Source organism: Chromohalobacter canadensis, from assembly GCF_034479555.1.
In the GTDB taxonomy this organism is placed as follows: Bacteria; Pseudomonadota; Gammaproteobacteria; order Pseudomonadales; family Halomonadaceae; genus Chromohalobacter; species Chromohalobacter canadensis.
In genome coordinates this window covers 185,352-200,822 of sequence record NZ_CP140151.1, presented here as the reverse complement: position 1 = coordinate 200,822, position 15,471 = coordinate 185,352, and the positions used below count along the sequence as shown (strand labels likewise).

The 15,471-nt window shown below is 61.6% G+C and carries 13 protein-coding genes; 7 read left to right on the top strand and 6 right to left on the bottom strand.

The window, feature by feature from the left end:
- The first annotated feature begins 145 nt into the window (after nucleotides 1-145).
- The 6 genes from flhB to SR908_RS00960 all read left to right on the top strand — a co-directional run bounded on the left by flhB (nucleotide 146) and on the right by SR908_RS00960 (nucleotide 7,303).
- On the top strand, nucleotides 146-1,315 hold the full coding sequence (gene flhB, locus SR908_RS00985) for a flagellar biosynthesis protein FlhB (RefSeq protein WP_097024072.1): 1,170 nt from the start codon (nucleotides 146-148) through the stop codon (nucleotides 1,313-1,315).
- Nucleotides 1,312-3,399: a flagellar biosynthesis protein FlhA gene (flhA, locus tag SR908_RS00980; RefSeq protein ID WP_097024071.1), complete on the top strand. Its 2,088-nt coding sequence runs from the start codon at nucleotides 1,312-1,314 to the stop codon at nucleotides 3,397-3,399. The genes flhB and flhA overlap by 4 nt, the downstream gene beginning before the upstream one ends.
- Nucleotides 3,396-5,597 carry a flagellar biosynthesis protein FlhF gene (flhF, locus tag SR908_RS00975; protein WP_246922172.1) on the top strand — a complete coding sequence of 734 codons (2,202 nt, stop codon included), beginning with the start codon at nucleotides 3,396-3,398 and terminating at the stop codon, nucleotides 5,595-5,597. The genes flhA and flhF overlap by 4 nt, the downstream gene beginning before the upstream one ends.
- Before the next feature lie 7 nt (nucleotides 5,598-5,604).
- Nucleotides 5,605-6,042: a hypothetical protein gene (locus tag SR908_RS00970; protein ID WP_246922169.1), complete on the top strand. Its 438-nt coding sequence runs from the start codon at nucleotides 5,605-5,607 to the stop codon at nucleotides 6,040-6,042.
- Complete coding sequence (locus SR908_RS00965) at nucleotides 6,039-6,470, top strand: flagellar protein FlhE (protein ID WP_246922166.1); 432 nt, start codon at nucleotides 6,039-6,041, stop codon at nucleotides 6,468-6,470. Before SR908_RS00970 ends, SR908_RS00965 begins: the two co-directional genes overlap by 4 nt.
- Nucleotides 6,471-6,604: 134 nt before the next feature.
- The gene (locus SR908_RS00960; RefSeq protein ID WP_097024068.1) at nucleotides 6,605-7,303 is read left to right on the top strand and encodes an RNA polymerase sigma factor FliA; all 699 of its coding nucleotides are present in this window, start codon (nucleotides 6,605-6,607) and stop codon (nucleotides 7,301-7,303) included.
- Between the two features lie 99 nt (nucleotides 7,304-7,402).
- Here SR908_RS00960 and SR908_RS00955 read toward each other — a convergent pair whose 3' ends face one another.
- The 3 genes from SR908_RS00955 to SR908_RS00945 are packed head-to-tail and all read right to left on the bottom strand — an operon-like array spanning nucleotide 7,403 to nucleotide 11,020.
- On the bottom strand, nucleotides 7,403-8,053 hold the full coding sequence (locus SR908_RS00955) for a PqiC family protein (protein ID WP_083632939.1): 651 nt from the start codon (nucleotides 8,051-8,053) through the stop codon (nucleotides 7,403-7,405).
- Nucleotides 8,050-9,693, bottom strand: a complete 1,644-nt coding sequence (gene pqiB / locus SR908_RS00950; RefSeq protein WP_246922163.1) for an intermembrane transport protein PqiB — start codon at nucleotides 9,691-9,693, stop codon at nucleotides 8,050-8,052. The genes SR908_RS00955 and pqiB overlap by 4 nt, the downstream gene beginning before the upstream one ends.
- Nucleotides 9,686-11,020 carry a paraquat-inducible protein A gene (locus tag SR908_RS00945; protein WP_246922160.1) on the bottom strand — a complete coding sequence of 445 codons (1,335 nt, stop codon included), beginning with the start codon at nucleotides 11,018-11,020 and terminating at the stop codon, nucleotides 9,686-9,688. Before SR908_RS00945 ends, pqiB begins: the two co-directional genes overlap by 8 nt.
- A gap of 310 nt (nucleotides 11,021-11,330) precedes the next feature.
- Between SR908_RS00945 and SR908_RS00940 the strand changes: the two genes are divergently transcribed.
- Nucleotides 11,331-12,305, top strand: a complete 975-nt coding sequence (locus SR908_RS00940; RefSeq protein WP_246922157.1) for a calcium/sodium antiporter — start codon at nucleotides 11,331-11,333, stop codon at nucleotides 12,303-12,305.
- 24 nt (nucleotides 12,306-12,329) lie between these two features.
- Here the strand turns inward: SR908_RS00940 and SR908_RS00935 are convergent, their stop codons facing one another.
- Genes SR908_RS00935 through SR908_RS00925 form a run of 3 tightly spaced genes read right to left on the bottom strand, consistent with a single transcriptional unit; the run spans nucleotide 12,330 to nucleotide 15,353 of the window.
- The gene (locus SR908_RS00935) at nucleotides 12,330-13,271 is read right to left on the bottom strand and encodes an ArsA family ATPase (protein ID WP_246922154.1); all 942 of its coding nucleotides are present in this window, start codon (nucleotides 13,269-13,271) and stop codon (nucleotides 12,330-12,332) included.
- A 44-nt stretch (nucleotides 13,272-13,315) separates the two neighbouring features.
- Nucleotides 13,316-13,612 carry a cory-CC-star protein gene (locus SR908_RS00930; protein ID WP_052444949.1) on the bottom strand — a complete coding sequence of 99 codons (297 nt, stop codon included), beginning with the start codon at nucleotides 13,610-13,612 and terminating at the stop codon, nucleotides 13,316-13,318.
- Complete coding sequence (locus tag SR908_RS00925; protein ID WP_246922151.1) at nucleotides 13,599-15,353, bottom strand: carbon starvation CstA family protein; 1,755 nt, start codon at nucleotides 15,351-15,353, stop codon at nucleotides 13,599-13,601. The genes SR908_RS00930 and SR908_RS00925 overlap by 14 nt, the downstream gene beginning before the upstream one ends.
- Nucleotides 15,354-15,471 lie beyond the last annotated feature (118 nt).

The following is a 15,471-nucleotide window of genomic DNA, read 5'->3' as shown; positions in this document are numbered from 1 at the left end:
AATAGCATGGCTAAGTAGTCGCTATTCCAGTGATCGGCTATCCCGCGTTCCCGAGAAAATAGCCCGCATTCGATGAATGCGGTTGTTCGGCGCCTTGGTATCTGCCTTGGCGAAGGGTTTCTAGCGCCACGACGTCAGAGGTCCCATGGCCGAGGGTAGCGATAGCGACGAGGAAAAGACTGAAGACCCGACACCTCGACGACTCGACAAGGCGAAGGAAGACGGTGAGGTTGCGCGCTCGCGCGAACTGACTACCTTCATGCTATTGGCGGCGGGGGTGATGGCGCTATGGTCGCTGGGTGGCCACCTCTACGAGAGTTTAGGAGGGGTCATGGAGCAGTCATTCATGTTTTCACGCGCTGAAGCGTTCGATACCGCCGTACTGATGTCGCATGTCTGGGCGTTGGGTAAAAACACGCTGGTCTCCTTGTTGCCGTTGTTCCTCATCGTATCGGTCGTTGCGCTGGCAGCACCGGTAATGCTGGGTGGCTGGCTGCTGACGGCAAAGTCGCTGCAGCCCCAAATGTCCAAGCTCAATCCCTTGAAAGGATTGAAGCGCATGTTTTCATCGCAGGCGGTAGCGGAACTGGGCAAGGCCGTTGCCAAGTCGACGCTGGTGGGCGGTGTCGCGGTGATCTTTCTATGGTGGCATCGTGGCGACCTTCTGGGCTTGATGAACCTGCCGTTGAGCGAAGCTCTCGCGAAGGGTATGGAGCTCGCCGCGTTGTGCCTGGCCTTCTGCGTAGCGACACTCATCGTGGTGGTGTTGATCGACGTGCCTTTCCAGCTGTGGAGCTTTACCAAGAAGCTCCGCATGACCAAGGACGAGATCAAGAAAGAGCACAAGGAAAGCGAGGGCGACCCCCAAGTGAAGGCTCGCATGCGAGCCCAGCAGCAATCCATGGCACGGCGGCGGATGATGGCCAAGGTGCCGGATGCGGATGTCATCGTGACCAACCCCACGCATTATGCCGTGGCGCTGATGTACGAGGGGAGCCAGATGGAAGCGCCGCGCGTCGTGGCCAAAGGGGCGGATATGGTCGCCACGCGCATTCGCGAGTTGGGCGAGGCGCATGGCGTGCCCTTGCTGGAGGCGCCGCCGTTGGCGCGTGCCCTGAATCAGCATGTGGACATCGATCAAGAAGTCCCCGCGAATCTGTATACCGCCGTGGCGGAGGTGCTGGCTTGGGCCTACCGCTTGAAACGTGTGCGCGAGGAAGGGGGTGACTGGCCGCAAACGCCAAATGACCTCCCCGTGCCCGACGAGTTAGACCCGTCTAGGCAAAACGTTGCCGACGCCAAGGACACACCATGAATGCGTTGAGTCAATTATGGGGCCGTCGCGAGTGGCTGAGCGATACCCGTTTAAAGGTCCTGGCTGGGCCCATATTGATCATCATGATCCTGTCCATGATGATCTTGCCGTTACCGGCGTTCGTATTGGACCTTCTGTTCACCTTTAACATTACCCTGGCCATCATGGTGCTGCTGGTCAGCATGTTTACGCAGAAGCCCCTCGATTTCGCGGCCTTCCCGGCGGTTTTGCTGTTTTCGACTCTATTGCGGCTGTCACTCAATGTGGCTTCCACGCGGGTGGTTCTGTTGGAAGGGCACGAGGGCGGCGATGCGGCCGGCAAGGTGATCGAGGCCTTCGGCGCCTTCTTGATCGGCGGTAACTTCGCCGTTGGCCTGGTCGTATTCATGATCCTGGTGGTGATCAACTTCATGGTTATCACCAAGGGGGCCGGCCGTATCGCCGAGGTCGGCGCACGCTTCACCCTGGACGCCATGCCCGGCAAGCAGATGGCCATCGACGCCGACCTCAACGCCGGTTTGATCGGCGAGGAAGATGCACGGGCGCGACGTCAGGAAACCTCCCAAGAAGCCGATTTCTACGGGTCCATGGACGGGGCCAGCAAGTTCGTGCGTGGTGATGCCATCGCCGGCATCATCATCATGCTGATCAATTTGATCGGTGGCCTGGCAATCGGCATGGCGCAACACAGCCTGAGCTTTGCCGAGGCGGCGCAAACCTATACCTTGCTGACCATCGGCGATGGTCTGGTGGCGCAGATTCCGGCGCTGGTGATCTCCACGGCGGCGGGTGTCACCGTGTCGCGCGTCAATACCGACCAAGACGTCGGCCAACAACTGATCAGCCAACTATTCAACAATCCGCAGGTCTTGATGCTGGCCGCCGGCGTCATGGGACTTTTGGGGTTGGTGCCGGGCATGCCCAATCTGGTCTTCCTGCTGTTTACGGTATTGCTGGGCAGCTTGGCGTGGTGGATGTGGCGACGCAACCAGCGTGAGGCCGAGCCCGCGGCGTCGACACCGCAGACACCGCCGCCGCAGCCCGAGGTGCCCGAGGCCAGTTGGGATGACGTGCAACTGGTCGATACCCTGGGCCTCGAAGTCGGTCATCGTTTGATCCCGCTCGTCGACCATCGCCAGAAGGGCGAACTGCTGGGGCGCATCAAGAGCGTTCGCAAGAAATTCGCCCAAGATGTCGGCTTTCTACCGCCGGTGGTACATATCCGCGACAATCTCGAGCTGGGGCCGTCGACCTACGTCATCACGCTCAAGGGAGTCGAAGTGGGACGCTCCGATGCGCATCCTGGGCAATGGCTGGCCATCGACCCAGGGCAGGTCTCGGGCCAGGTGGAAGGCACGGCGACTCAGGACCCGGCCTTCGGGCTGCCCGCCGTGTGGATCGACGCCGCGCAGCGTGAACGTGCCCAGGTGTACGGTTATACCGTGGTCGACGCGAGTACAGTGGTGGCCACGCATCTCAACCACCTGCTGCATCGTCACGCCAATGACATGCTGGGGCGTCAGGAAGTACAGCAATTGCTCGACAAGATCGCTGCCGAGAACAAGTCGCTGGTCGAAGACGTGGTGCCCAAGCTTCTGACTCTAACCGCGATGCAGCGCATCCTGCAGAACCTGCTCGCCGAGGAGGTCTCGATTCGCGACATGCGTACCATCCTGGATACGTTGGCCGAGCATGCGCCACAACAGAACGATCCCCACGAGCTGACCGCGATGGTGCGTGTGGCGCTGGGACGTTCGATCACCCAGCAGTGGTTCCCCGGGGACCAAGAGATGCATGTCATCGGCTTGGAAGCCAATCTCGAACAAGTACTCACCCAGGCGCTGAGCAATGGCGGTGGCCTGGAACCGGGCCTGGCCGACACTCTCATGGAGCAGTCGATGGCTGCCGTGGAACGTCAGGAAGCGCGTGGCGAGCCGACGGTGCTGGTCGTCCAGCATGGTCTGCGCGCGTTGCTGGCCCGCTTCCTGCGTCGCCGTATCACCCACTTGGTGGTGATGTCCAATGCCGAAATCCCCGATGACCGCACCTTGCGTGTCACCGCTACCGTCGGAGCCCGTTCATGAGCGTGATGCGTTTCCTCGGTGCTACCAGTCGCGATGCGATGCGACAGGTACGAGACGCGCTGGGGGATGATGCCCTGATCCTCTCCAACCGGCGCATGGATGACGGCGTCGAGGTCGTGGCCGTGGCCGAAGAGGCCCAATCGTCAATGGTCGAGCAGGCCGAAGACGTGGCCGTGCCCGCGCAGGCTGGTACACCTTCCGCCGAGGCGTCTCCCGCGCCGGGTCAGGATCGCCTGTACGCTGAAATGCAGGCCATGCGCGAATTGTTGATGTCGCATATTTCCGAGACACCTCGCCCGCGCAACGCCCGCCCCGGAGTGCGCGGGGTCTTGCGTCAGCGCTTGATCACCGCCGGCTTCAGCGCCCGTCTGGTACGCGAAATGCTCGAGACGCTGCCCGACGAGCTCGCCGATGTCGATGCCGATGATCCGCGTTTGCTGGCCTGGAGCCGGCGTCAACTGGAGACCCGTCTCGAGGTGCTCGATGACGAGGCGACGATGCTCGAGGAGGGGGGAGTGTTCGCCCTGGTGGGGCCGACCGGCGTGGGCAAGACCACCACCACCGCCAAGTTTGCGGCGCGATACGTGATGCGCTTCGGCGGGGATGACGTGGCCCTGGTAACCACCGACGATTATCGTATCGGTGCGCATGAACAGTTGCGTATCTATGCCCGGCTGCTGGGTGTCGATGTGCATGCCGTACACCATGAAGATGACCTTGAAGGCTTGTTGTCGCGACTTGAAGGCAAGCGCATGGTGATCGTCGATACCGTGGGCATGAGCCAGCGCGATCAACGCGTGACGGGGCAGATCGCGCGACTCGGCGGTGCCGCCCGGCCGGTACGGCGTCTCTTGCTGCTGAATGCGGCCAGCCACGGCGATACGCTCGAAGAGGTTGTCGAGACCTATCAGCGAGCCTCGCGGGATGCCGGTGCGCCGCTTTATGGTTGCTTGTTGACCAAGGTCGATGAAGCGCCACGCCTGGGGGCCGCGCTGGATGTCGTGATGCGCCATCGGCTGCGCCTTTATTACGTCTTGCATGGTCAGCGCGTGCCCGAAGACATTCGCCTGGCCGAAGCGCCAGCATTATTGGACGAAGCGCTGGCGGTGGGGCAAGGCTCGCCGTTCACCTTCGATGAAGGTGTGCTCACCGAGATGTTGCGGCCCACGGCCTCCGGACAGGGTCTGCAAGCACTATCGCGGGATCTCTTGGCACAGCGCGATCAACTGGCGCGGGTGATGGAAACGCTGCAGCGCAGCGTACCGGGTGTGGCCTGGCTCGATGCCGCGTGGCGCCGTCGCGAGTCGCCACCTGCCATCCAGCAAACCTGGCTCGAAGAGCATTTGGCACCCCCGTCGATGATCAAAGCATGGCATGGCGCCGAGGCGACCGGCCTGTGCTGGTCGGGAGGGAAGCCACGGGGAATGGACTGGGCGGCGCCGATGATACCGTTGGATGCCAACGGCGATGTCTTGCCGTTGGCCTGGCCTCTTCACCGTTGGCCGCCCTCGGATACACAACGCCTGACCCTGGCGCGTCGTCATTTGGGCAGTCATTGGCATGTGTTCGCGCGGGTGCCCGATGCCGACGTCAGGCAACAGTTGCGCGAGTCGGACAGCCCCTGGTTGGCACGCACGCGGGTGCAGCAGCGCGTCTGGCATGCCGGTGAACGTCTGGCGATAGGCGAGCTGGTCGATCTAGCCGAGCCCTGTGGCCAGCACACCTGCCGCCTGCGTGGCCGTGCGCGACGCGTGACGTTGTCGCGTTTGCCCGTGGCCTTGGCCGAGACCGATGCTGACAACCTGCAACTGTGGATTGCGACGAGTCATGATTCCGAGAGCGGGCGTCGGCGGGGTGTCTATCACTGGCTGGGGCATGGAGGCGATGCGCTGGATATCGACATGCGCGCTTTCGTGTATCGCCAGCTCGAACAGGACGATCTGTCGCGGTTGATGCGCTCGGCGTGGCAACAGCTGGGGGCGTCGGCACCCCTGGATTGCGAGCTACGCGTCTACCTGGCAGCGCAACTGGCAGCTCTGGCGCTACGTATGGACTTGAGCGAGGACGGCTGGGCGGTGGATACGCGCCCGGTGGTAAAACGTCTCGCCGGTGAGCGAAAGCGACGCAGCCCCGATACCCTGCTGCACGGGTTGATGCACTTGCTAACGGCGCATGCGGCGCTCTCACAGGCAGCTTGAGGTGACGATGAGTGATCAAGCGGCGGGATTGCGCGCTTATGCGAATCAGCGGCGCGACAAGGCGGCTCTGGTGACGATCGGTCATCCGACTCCTCAGGCGGTGACGGCGACCTGTGAACGCCTTGCGTCACTCAGCGGCCTTGCCTGGGAGACCTTGCCACTCGCCGTCGGCGACGTCACCACTGCTCAGCGCTCCTCGCCGCACTGGGGCATCTGGGTCGCCTCCGGCGCGGAAGGCCTGCAGCGTGCTTATCGCGAACTCAAACAATGGTCGCAGCGCGAACGCCTGCCACGTCTACTGGTGATACGCGATCCGGCCAGCGCGGGCGATATGCCGCTTGGCAACTTGGTGGACACGGCGCGCCGCTTCCTGGCGGTCGAGCTTGTCGTCGACCCCGCCGAGTGGCTGGCGCAGACGCTCCCGTCGAGCGAGCGTGGGTCATGAAATCGCTGGGTTGCGTCCTGGCATTGCTGGTGGCGTTAGGTGCCACGCTGAGCATGGCACCGTTGGCGAAAGCCGTCGAAGCCGGCAGTTGGGCGGTGACGCTGCCGCGTGGGCCGCTGCTGACGACACCGGGACGTGATGAGCGTACGGAGCCTCTGCGTCCACCTGAGTCTCACACGGTCGGCGATGGCCTTATCACGCGGGTGTCCTGGCGTTATGCCACGAAGGGGCCAAACGATGTGCGGGCATGGCTGTGTCATCCGCGTCGCTGTGTCGAAATGGCGACGCGTCGCGGGGGTACGCAGGCATTGGAGGGGCTTTCAGCTGAAGGACCTTTTGTACTGCGCTTTCGGCGGACTGCCTCTCGGAACGCGCCGAGTGCAAGCGTGCGTATCGAGGACTTGCAACTGATCGTGAATTACCGCTGAGAGAGCGGTGAAGACGAATTCGGGAAAAGGCTCATCAAGCGGGGGTTATTCCGGCCTTGGCTGGCGGCCCGGAAGCTCGATAATGTCAGCGGGCGTCGCGTCGAGCGTCGACCCGAACATCCGAGGCGATAGAGATGTATACGGCACAGGGCAAAATCGACCAACGCGCACTGCTGGAGCAATACATGCCGCTCGTACGGCGTCATGCGCTGGCATTGCAAGTACGCTTACCGGCCAGTGTCGAACTCGATGATTTGATTCAAGCCGGCATGGTGGGATTACTCGATGCGCTGGAACGCTTCGATACCGCCCAAGGGGCGAGTTTTTCCACCTTCGCCAATCAGCGCGTGCGCGGCGCGATGATCGATGAACTGCGCAGTCGCGACTGGATGCCGCGCAGCGTGCGGCGCAGCGTGCGGGCGCTGGATCAGGCGGTACACAAGCTAGAGCAGTCGTTAGGACGTTCCCCGGACGAGCGCGAGATCGCCAGTGCTCTGGATATGAGCGTCGAGGAATATCATCAGCTGCTGCTGGATGCCAATAACGGTTACCTGCTGGGATTCGACGAGGTCGTGTCCGAACTCGGCGAACCGCCGGCGGGAGAGACCGCGCCAGCGACCCCGCTCGATGCATTGCTGAAAGGCGATGCGCGCACCCATTTGGTCGAGGCCATCGAACAACTCCCCGAACGTGAAAAGCTATTGCTGGGGCTTTATTACCAGGAAGAGCTCAACCTCAAGGAAATCGGCGCCGTGCTCGGTGTCAGCGAATCGCGGGTATGCCAATTGCATAGCCAAGCGGTGGCACGTCTCAGAGGTCGGTTCGCGGCCTGAGGCTCACTCTTCCTCATCCGCGGCGGTCACAGGTAACGGCTGTAGCATGACCGTCCGTCGCGGTTGCGACCATGTGACCTGGCTTCATAAAGCGCCGTGTCAGTTCGTCTCCGCCGCGTCGGCCACCTCCACCAAGGCATCGACCAAACGATCGCCAAGGGTATCCCAAGCCGAGCCCAGCGCCCTTACCAGCGCAGGATAGCCATCGTCCTCCAGCGGGCGCTCTATCTCAAAGGATTCGCGCGACAATGTGCGGTCGTTGTCGTCACGGATACGCCACTGTCCGTCGACCACGGCCATGCCGTCGTCGCGACCCTGGAAACGGTCGACGTCGAGCTGGACATGCAGCGCCGGTGTAGATGCCTCGGAGGATTGACCGCTACGTAGCACGTCGGCGTTGGGCAAGGCCTGGCTGAGATGCTGGCGCATGCGTTCCTGCAGTTGACGATCAAGGGGTTCGGCCCATAGATGGTGGCGTGCCTGATGGATACGAATGTCATCGAGTTGCATGACGATGCCATCATCCTTCAGGTAGCTCGCCATGCGTGGCGGCGCGAGCGAGACACTGCCCTTGAAGTCGCTGGCGACGTCGACGTTTTGCGTTTCACTGGGGAGCGTATAGCGCGACTCGTCGATGCTTTGTCCGGCACAGCCGACCAGCATCGACATGCACAGTCCCAGCCCGGCGGCGGCGAGAAACCGCACCGGGCATGTCGGGCGTCGAGTATGAGTGAAGGTCATCTCGGTCATTGGCGTGGGGCCCTCGGTTGCGGGTCTGGGGCGTCTTCGCTGTCGAAGATCAGTGCGTTGGGCTTCTCGCTTAGCGTGCGCGCCACGGGTTGCAGGTCGCGCATCAGTGACTCGAGACGCGAGAGCGTATCGTTGAGTTCACGGTAACCCTGTGAGTCGGGAGAGAAGCCCTCCAGCGTGTCGCGGGTCTGGCGCAGCGTCTTGTTGAGATTGCCGGGCAGCTCGCGCGTGGCTGGATCGTCGAGCAGTGCATCCACCGAATCGGCGATCTCGTTGACTTGCCGCATCGTGTTCTGCGTGGTCGCCAGCGTCTCGTTCAGTGAGTCGAGGACGGGCTCAATCTGCACGTCGTTGAGTTTATCCAGCAGGTTCGAGACCTTATCCTCGATCTGCGCCAGGCTACCGGTGGTCGTCGGGAAGACCTTCTTGCCCTCGAAGGTGAGCGGCTCGTAAGGCTCGGGATCGTCATGGAAGTTCAAGTCCACGAACAGCGCTCCGGTCAGCAGGTTGCCGCGTTTGAGCGTTGCCCGTAGGCCGTGCTCGAACATGCCCTGGAGGCGCGCGCGCCATTCATCGGCATCGAAATCTTGCAGGGCGTTGTCGAAGCGCTGCGGCTCGATGCGAATCAGTACGGGAATCGCAAAGCGATCCAGGGCGTTGGGCTGCGGGGCCGCGAAACGCCACGGCACGGTTTCCACGGTACCGACGCGCACGCCGCGATATTCCACCGGGTCGCCGTGGCTAAGCCCTCGCACGGTGTCGTCGACCAGTAGCACATAGTCGAGATGACGATCGAAGGTCCCCTCACGGGCGCTTTCTTCGTCGCTAAACAACTGATAGGTCGCCTCCGATTCGGCGGGCTGACCCATCTCCACGTCCTCGGGGACCCCGAAGGTCACGCCGCCGCCGATGAGCGACTCCATTGACTCGATATTGACGCGGAAGCCCTGCGAGTTCAGGCGCAGATCGACTCCTGAGGATACCCAGAAGCGTGTGGTGTCGGTGACCAGCACATCATAAGGCGACTGAATGTAAAGACGGTGGCGCATTTCCTTCTTGTCGGGATCGAACTCGGTGTTTTCCACGCGTCCCACCGTGAAGCCTTGATAGGTGATCGGGTCGCCGGCGCTCAACGAGCTGCCCACCTGGCTGACCAGGTTGATGCGGATTCCCGGGGCGTCGGGGGGCGCGACCGGGGGCTGTTCGAGCACATCGAAGTCGCGTTGGGGCTCCCCGCCGTGACCGGGCAGCAATTGAATGTAAGCCCCCGATAGGACGGTCCCCAGGCCGCTGATGCCTTCGCGATCGATGCGTGGCTTGACCACCCAGAAACGCGCATCGTCATTGAGCATGCGTTCGGTGTCGGGTTGCATGCGCGCGGTGATGACGGTGTGTGACATGTCATCGGAGAGCGTCACATCCTCGACCCGGCCGACCTCGACATTGCGTGTCTTGATCAACGTCTTGCCGGCTTCGATGCCTTCGGCGTTTTCCATCTGCAGCGTGATCGTGGGGCCAAGGCCGGAAAGATTGTCGTAAAGCATCCATAAACCGATGAGGACCGCCACCAACGGTACGATCCAGATCGGCGATAGGCGGCGGCGATATTGGCGTGTCGCACGCTGTGGAGCTTCAGGCATCGTCGGATTCCTTGCGTGATGAAACGGTAGCGATACGTCGCGGCAGACGATCCCGCCATGCGCGTCGAGGGCGCTGGGGGAGGTCGTCCCAGATCATGCGCGGGTCGAAACTGTGGGCCGCCAACATGGTGATGATCACAACGCTGGCGAAGGAGAGCGCGGCAGGTCCGGGTTCGACCGAGATCAACTCGCCCGCACGGATTAGTGCAACCAGGATGGCGACCACGAACACATCGACCATCGACCAGCGACCGATGAACTCGGTGATGCGATAGAGACGCACACGGGTGACATTACTGAACGGCTCGCCGCGATGACGTACTGCGTAGCACAACCAGCCGAGCGCGAGAATCTTGCCGATGGGCACCACCACACTGGCGGTAAAGATGATCACTGCGATGGGAATGTCACCGTGCTGTAGAAACAGCATGACCCCGCCGATGATGGTCGAGGGCGAGGTGTTACCCAACGACGTCGTGCTCATGATCGGGTAAAGGTTCGCCGGGATGTACATCACCACCGCAGCGAGCAGCAAGGCCAGCGTGCGCTGGCGACTGCCGGGTGTTCGCGCGTGCAGCGTTTCCCCGCAGCGTCGACAACGCCCACGACCCTGCGCATCGAGACGATTGACCAGCCCACAGGTCACGCATCCGCTCAAGCCTTGCGGTGTCGCGGGCTCACCCGAGCGGGCGCCTTCCGGGGCCAAGGGCTCGCTGGCTAGCGCGAACCACATCCAGTCGGTGTCGATGGACTGGGTGGTGAGTAGCAATAACACGGCGTAGGCGCAAAACGTCCAGAATGAGAGCCCCAGGCTGACATCGGCCATTCCTGCGACCTTGATGAGACTGACCAGCGCGGCGATGACGAAGACATCGGCCATCATCCACGGCGTCAAGTGCTTCAGGGCGCGGGCGATGCCACGTGAATAGGGCAGAATGCGGTGCCCGAGAAGCCCCAATGAGAGCCAGATGACGCTACATAGATAGACCGTGGGTAGGATGATCACTGTCAGCAGCACGCAAATCGCCACCAGTGGTTCGTGGAAGCCGACCAGTGTCGAGGCGGTCTCGGTCAGCTCGATGCGATTAGTGACGCCACGGGCCTCGAAACTGATGAAGGGAAAAGCCACCGAGAGCGTTAGCATGATCAAGGCGGCCACGGCCAGCGCGATGCTACGCTCGGCAGGCTTGTCGTGACGCGTGGCCAGCGTATGTTCGCAACGCGGGCAGTCGGCCTTTTCTCTCGGCCGCAACGGCGGCAGCGCGACTAGCAAATCGCATTCGTGACAGGCGCGCAGACGTCGCCGTGAGTGGCGCGTCGTCGCCATCGACGTTGCCGCGTCGCATGGCGAGTGATGAGGCGCTTGTGACGAAACGTTATCTGCCAAACTCAGTCTCGCTCATAGGTTTATGGTGCCGAATGATGCATGCACTATAGCAATTCGGCGCGGGGTTATTCCGACAGACTTTTGCCTGAGAAAATCAGAAGCGCGAACAGCGTACATTCACGTGCGTATGTTTGTCAGTAGCATGAGCGTTCGATTGCGCTAGAATAGCGGGGCAGCGCGATAGCATGCATGACACGACAACGTTCAGCGAAACGACATTCAAGGACAATGATATTCAAGGAGACGTACCGTGCTGATGGCCATCATTGCCGTAGCGTTGGGATTGGCGGTCCTGGTATGGAGCGCCGATCGATTCGTCGATGGTGCAGCGGCGACCTCGCGCCACCTGGGGTTACCGCCGCTGTTGATCGGCATGGTCATCATCGGCTTTGGCACCTCGGCGCCGGAATTGATGGTCTCAGGGCTTTCCGCCTGGCAAGGCAATCCCGGCCTCGCGCTGGGTAACGCCTATGGCTCCAACATTGCCAATATCGGCCTGATCGTAGGCCTGGTGGCATTGCTCAGCCCGCTGACGATGCACTCCCAAGTGCTGCGTCAGGAGTTGCCACTATTGATGCTAGTGACGGTGGCATCGCTATGGTGCCTGCAGGATGGCGACGTCTCGCGTTGGGACGCCGTATTGCTGTTGGCGATGCTGGCGGCGTTGCTGACCTATAGCGTCATGCGTGGACGCCAGAAGGGAAGTGACGCGCTAGCTGACAATACGACGGCTAATCTTGATGCTCAGGAGATGACACTCAAGCGTGCAATCACCTGGACCCTGGTGGGTCTGGTCATGCTGATCGCCAGTTCACGTTTGTTGGTGTGGGGTGCAGTGGATATTGCCTCGGCATTCGGGGTCAGCGATCTCGTCATCGGGTTGACGGTGGTCGCCATCGGCACCTCGCTACCCGAGCTTGCCTCCTCGATCAGCGCGGTGCGCAAGAACGAGCATGATCTTGTCATAGGGAACGTGGTGGGCTCCAACCTCTTCAACACCCTCGCCGTGGTCGGGCTAGCGGGCATCATTAATCCGATCGATGTCGATAGCGCGGTACTCGTGCGGGATTGGCCGGTCATGGCGGGCCTGACCCTGGCGCTGACGGTGTTCGGCATCGGCTGGAAGGGCCAGGGGCGTATCAACCGCCTGGAGGCGGCCTTGCTATTGGTAACGTTTATTACCTATACGACATGGTTGGTGGTGTCGGTCATCGGTGGGCGCTAGGCGAGTCCGTGTCAAGCAAATGGCTCAGGCGTGCGCGTGCCAGGGTGAGAGATCGCCAAGGGCATCGCAGAGCGGGCGTAGGTCTTCGATCGAGGCGGGTGCGTGGGGCTGATGTTCGATACGTATGCATATGCGATCCGCGAATGACGTCTCGAGCTGCTCGATCCACGGGCGTTGCTCCTCGCGCCAATTGGCGAGCCATTGACTATCGACCGTCGTGGGCAGGCATTTGTTGATGACCACCGCGCCCACATTCAGGCCGTTGGTTTCCAACAGGTCACGCGTGCGCGCGGTTTCCAGCGCTGGCAGGCGTTCCGGGTTGGCGACCAAAATCATCGCCGAGTGCGCAGGGCAGGTCAGGTGCTCGCGAGCGGCGGCGAGACGCCCCCGGCGGCGCATCAGTACCTCCTGGATGGGATCATCGACCACTTCGCCGTCCCCAAGCCAGGCCTTGTAATCGTTGCGCACCTTATGGCGACGTTGCATCAAGCCGTCCACCCAGGCCCCCATGATCTCCGGTAGCGCGAGCAAACGCACGGTATGGCCGCCTGGCGCGGTGTCGAAAATCAAGCGGTCATAGTGTTGCCCGGTATCGAGCAACAGGCCGACCAGGGCGTCGAACAGGGCGGCTTCCTCGGTGCCCGGGGCATGGCGGGCCAAGTCGAGCTGGCGGAATACCGCCGCGCTGCGTTCGCCGCTCACCATGGGCTTGATATTGGCCTTGACCTGGTCCAGATAGCGTTTCGTCTCATGGTCGGGGTCGAGTTCGACGACATCCAGGCCAGGGCGCATGCGCGTTGGCGTCGGGCCGGGTTGGCGGCCGAATAGATCGGCCAGGTTGTGGGCGGGGTCGGTGGACACCAGCAGGGTGTTCCATCCGGCATCCGCGCAGCTTAGCGCGTAAGCGGTCGCACAGCTGGTCTTGCCGACGCCGCCCTTGCCGCCGAAAAAAAGGCTTTTGGCCATATCGGCTGTCTCTCCTCGGTTGTGCCACGCGTCATCGGCGCCGCTCAGCAGCAGCGAAAACCATCCAGGGGTGAGCGGGGCATGCCCTGGCGCTTATGCCACTCGTGAAAGCGTTCGAGCATGTAGGGGTAAAGCTCCAGGGTCATGTCGCCGACGGGGTTGGGAATCCCCATCATGTCGCAGAAGCACAGCAGCATGAAAAGATCTTCTTCATCCTGCAGCTCGCGGACGATCTCACGGCGGTGCTGAAGGCTCAGCACCGCGTCGTAGCCCTCGATGAGTCGTTTGATCCGCGTCCGCCAACCGGCGGACGCGGTTCGTTCGTCATCAGCGCGCGTCATCGGAACTCAACGACTCTTGCGAGGCTGTCGGGCCCTGGCGGAAGCTGCGCGAGGCCTCGAGCAGGATCCATAGCGTGAACACCATGATCAAGCTGCCAAAGGTGAACAGCAGCAAGTTGCGGTCGGCATCGCCGAAGCCCGACCAGGTGAAGATCACTTGCTGTGCCATGGCCCACAGTGTCATGACCAGCAGGAATAGCATCGGCACCAGGGTGAAGACCACCGGGCGCCCCTGACGTTTGAGCCATACCGAGACCAGCATTAGCGTGATACCGGCCAGCAACTGGTTACTGGTACCGAACAGCGGCCATAGCAGATAACCGCCCGAGCCGAAGCCATTGGGGCCTTCCGGCAGAATCACCAACGCCGCGCTGGTAATGACGGCGATGCTGGTCGCGACATGCTTGCGAGCGATCACTGGCATACCGTATTCGTTACCCAGTTCGGCGATGATGTAACGCATCAGACGTACGGCGGTATCCAGGGTGGTGGCGGCGAAGCTGACCACGATCACCGCGACCAGGGTCGAGCCCATGTGCTCGGGAATGCCGAGGTTGCCGGCGAGTTGCCCGGCGCCTTTCACGAACGAACCGAGCCCATTGGAGCCGGCCGCGGAAAAGCTCGAGTAGGTCGCAGTGAAATCGGTGCCGGAGGCGAACAAGGTACCCACGGCGATGATCGCGATCATCGCCAGCATGCCTTCGCCCAGGGCACCACCATAACCGATCATGCGGGCGTCGGTTTCTTTATCGAGCTGCTTGGATGTGGTGCCCGAGGCGACCAAGCCATGGAAGCCTGAAATCGCCCCGCAGGCGATGGTGATGAACAGTAGCGGATACCAACTGACTTCGGCTTCGCCGTTGACGCTGGGCGCGGTCATTTCCGGCGCACCAAAAAGTAGCCCCAGATACAAAAGCGCCAGGCCGACGACGAGCTGGTGCGAGTTGATATAATCGCGCGGCTGCAACAGCTTCCAGACGGGGAGTGTCGAAGCGATATACACATACACCATCAACACTACGATCCATACCAAAAAGGCCATCGAGGTGGCATCGAAGTTACCTATCACCTCGGTGTCACCGCCACCGAACCAACTGACCAGATCGAGTTGAAGTATGGGGACCTCGCTGGCCAGGAGCGCTGCGCCATACATGACGGCGAGGGCGATGACCGAGGGCAGGAGCATCGATCCGGAGTGGCGATAGACGCGGTAGCCGATCCACACCGCCAGCGGTATCTGGATGAACACCGAGAGCACGCTAGCGGGGAAGGTGATGAACAGCTTGGCGATGACCCAGGCGAAGACCGCATTGAGCATCAATACCAGGATCAAGATGATGAACAGGAACAATAGTTTGGCGCGTTGGCCGATCAGTTTGTTGGCTAGTGTGCCGACCGAGTGCCCTTTGTGGCGATTGGAAAGCACTACCGCGCCAAAGTCATGCACGCCGGCTGCGAACACGGTCCCTAGCACGACCCACAAGATGGCCGGTAGCCAGCCCCAGTAGATGGCGATGGCCGGCCCCACGATGGGGGCTGCGCCAGCCACTGAGGTAAAGTGGTGGCCCCACAGAATCCACTTGTTGGTGGGCACATAGTCGACGCCATCTTGATAAGTGTGAGCGGGCGTTTGGAAATCGGGGTCAAGCCGGTAAATGCGTTCGGCGATGAACTTCGAGTAGAAACGATAGCCCATCACGAAACACACGGCGCCAAAAATAGCGATCCAGATAGCGTTCATGAGTGATCCTTGTCGAGAGCGGTCGCGCCGGGCGCCGACCATGCTTTGTTGGTACGACTATCCTACCAAAGATGTATGGCATTCTCCGTTAGACGAACGACGCAGAATTAAATCGGCT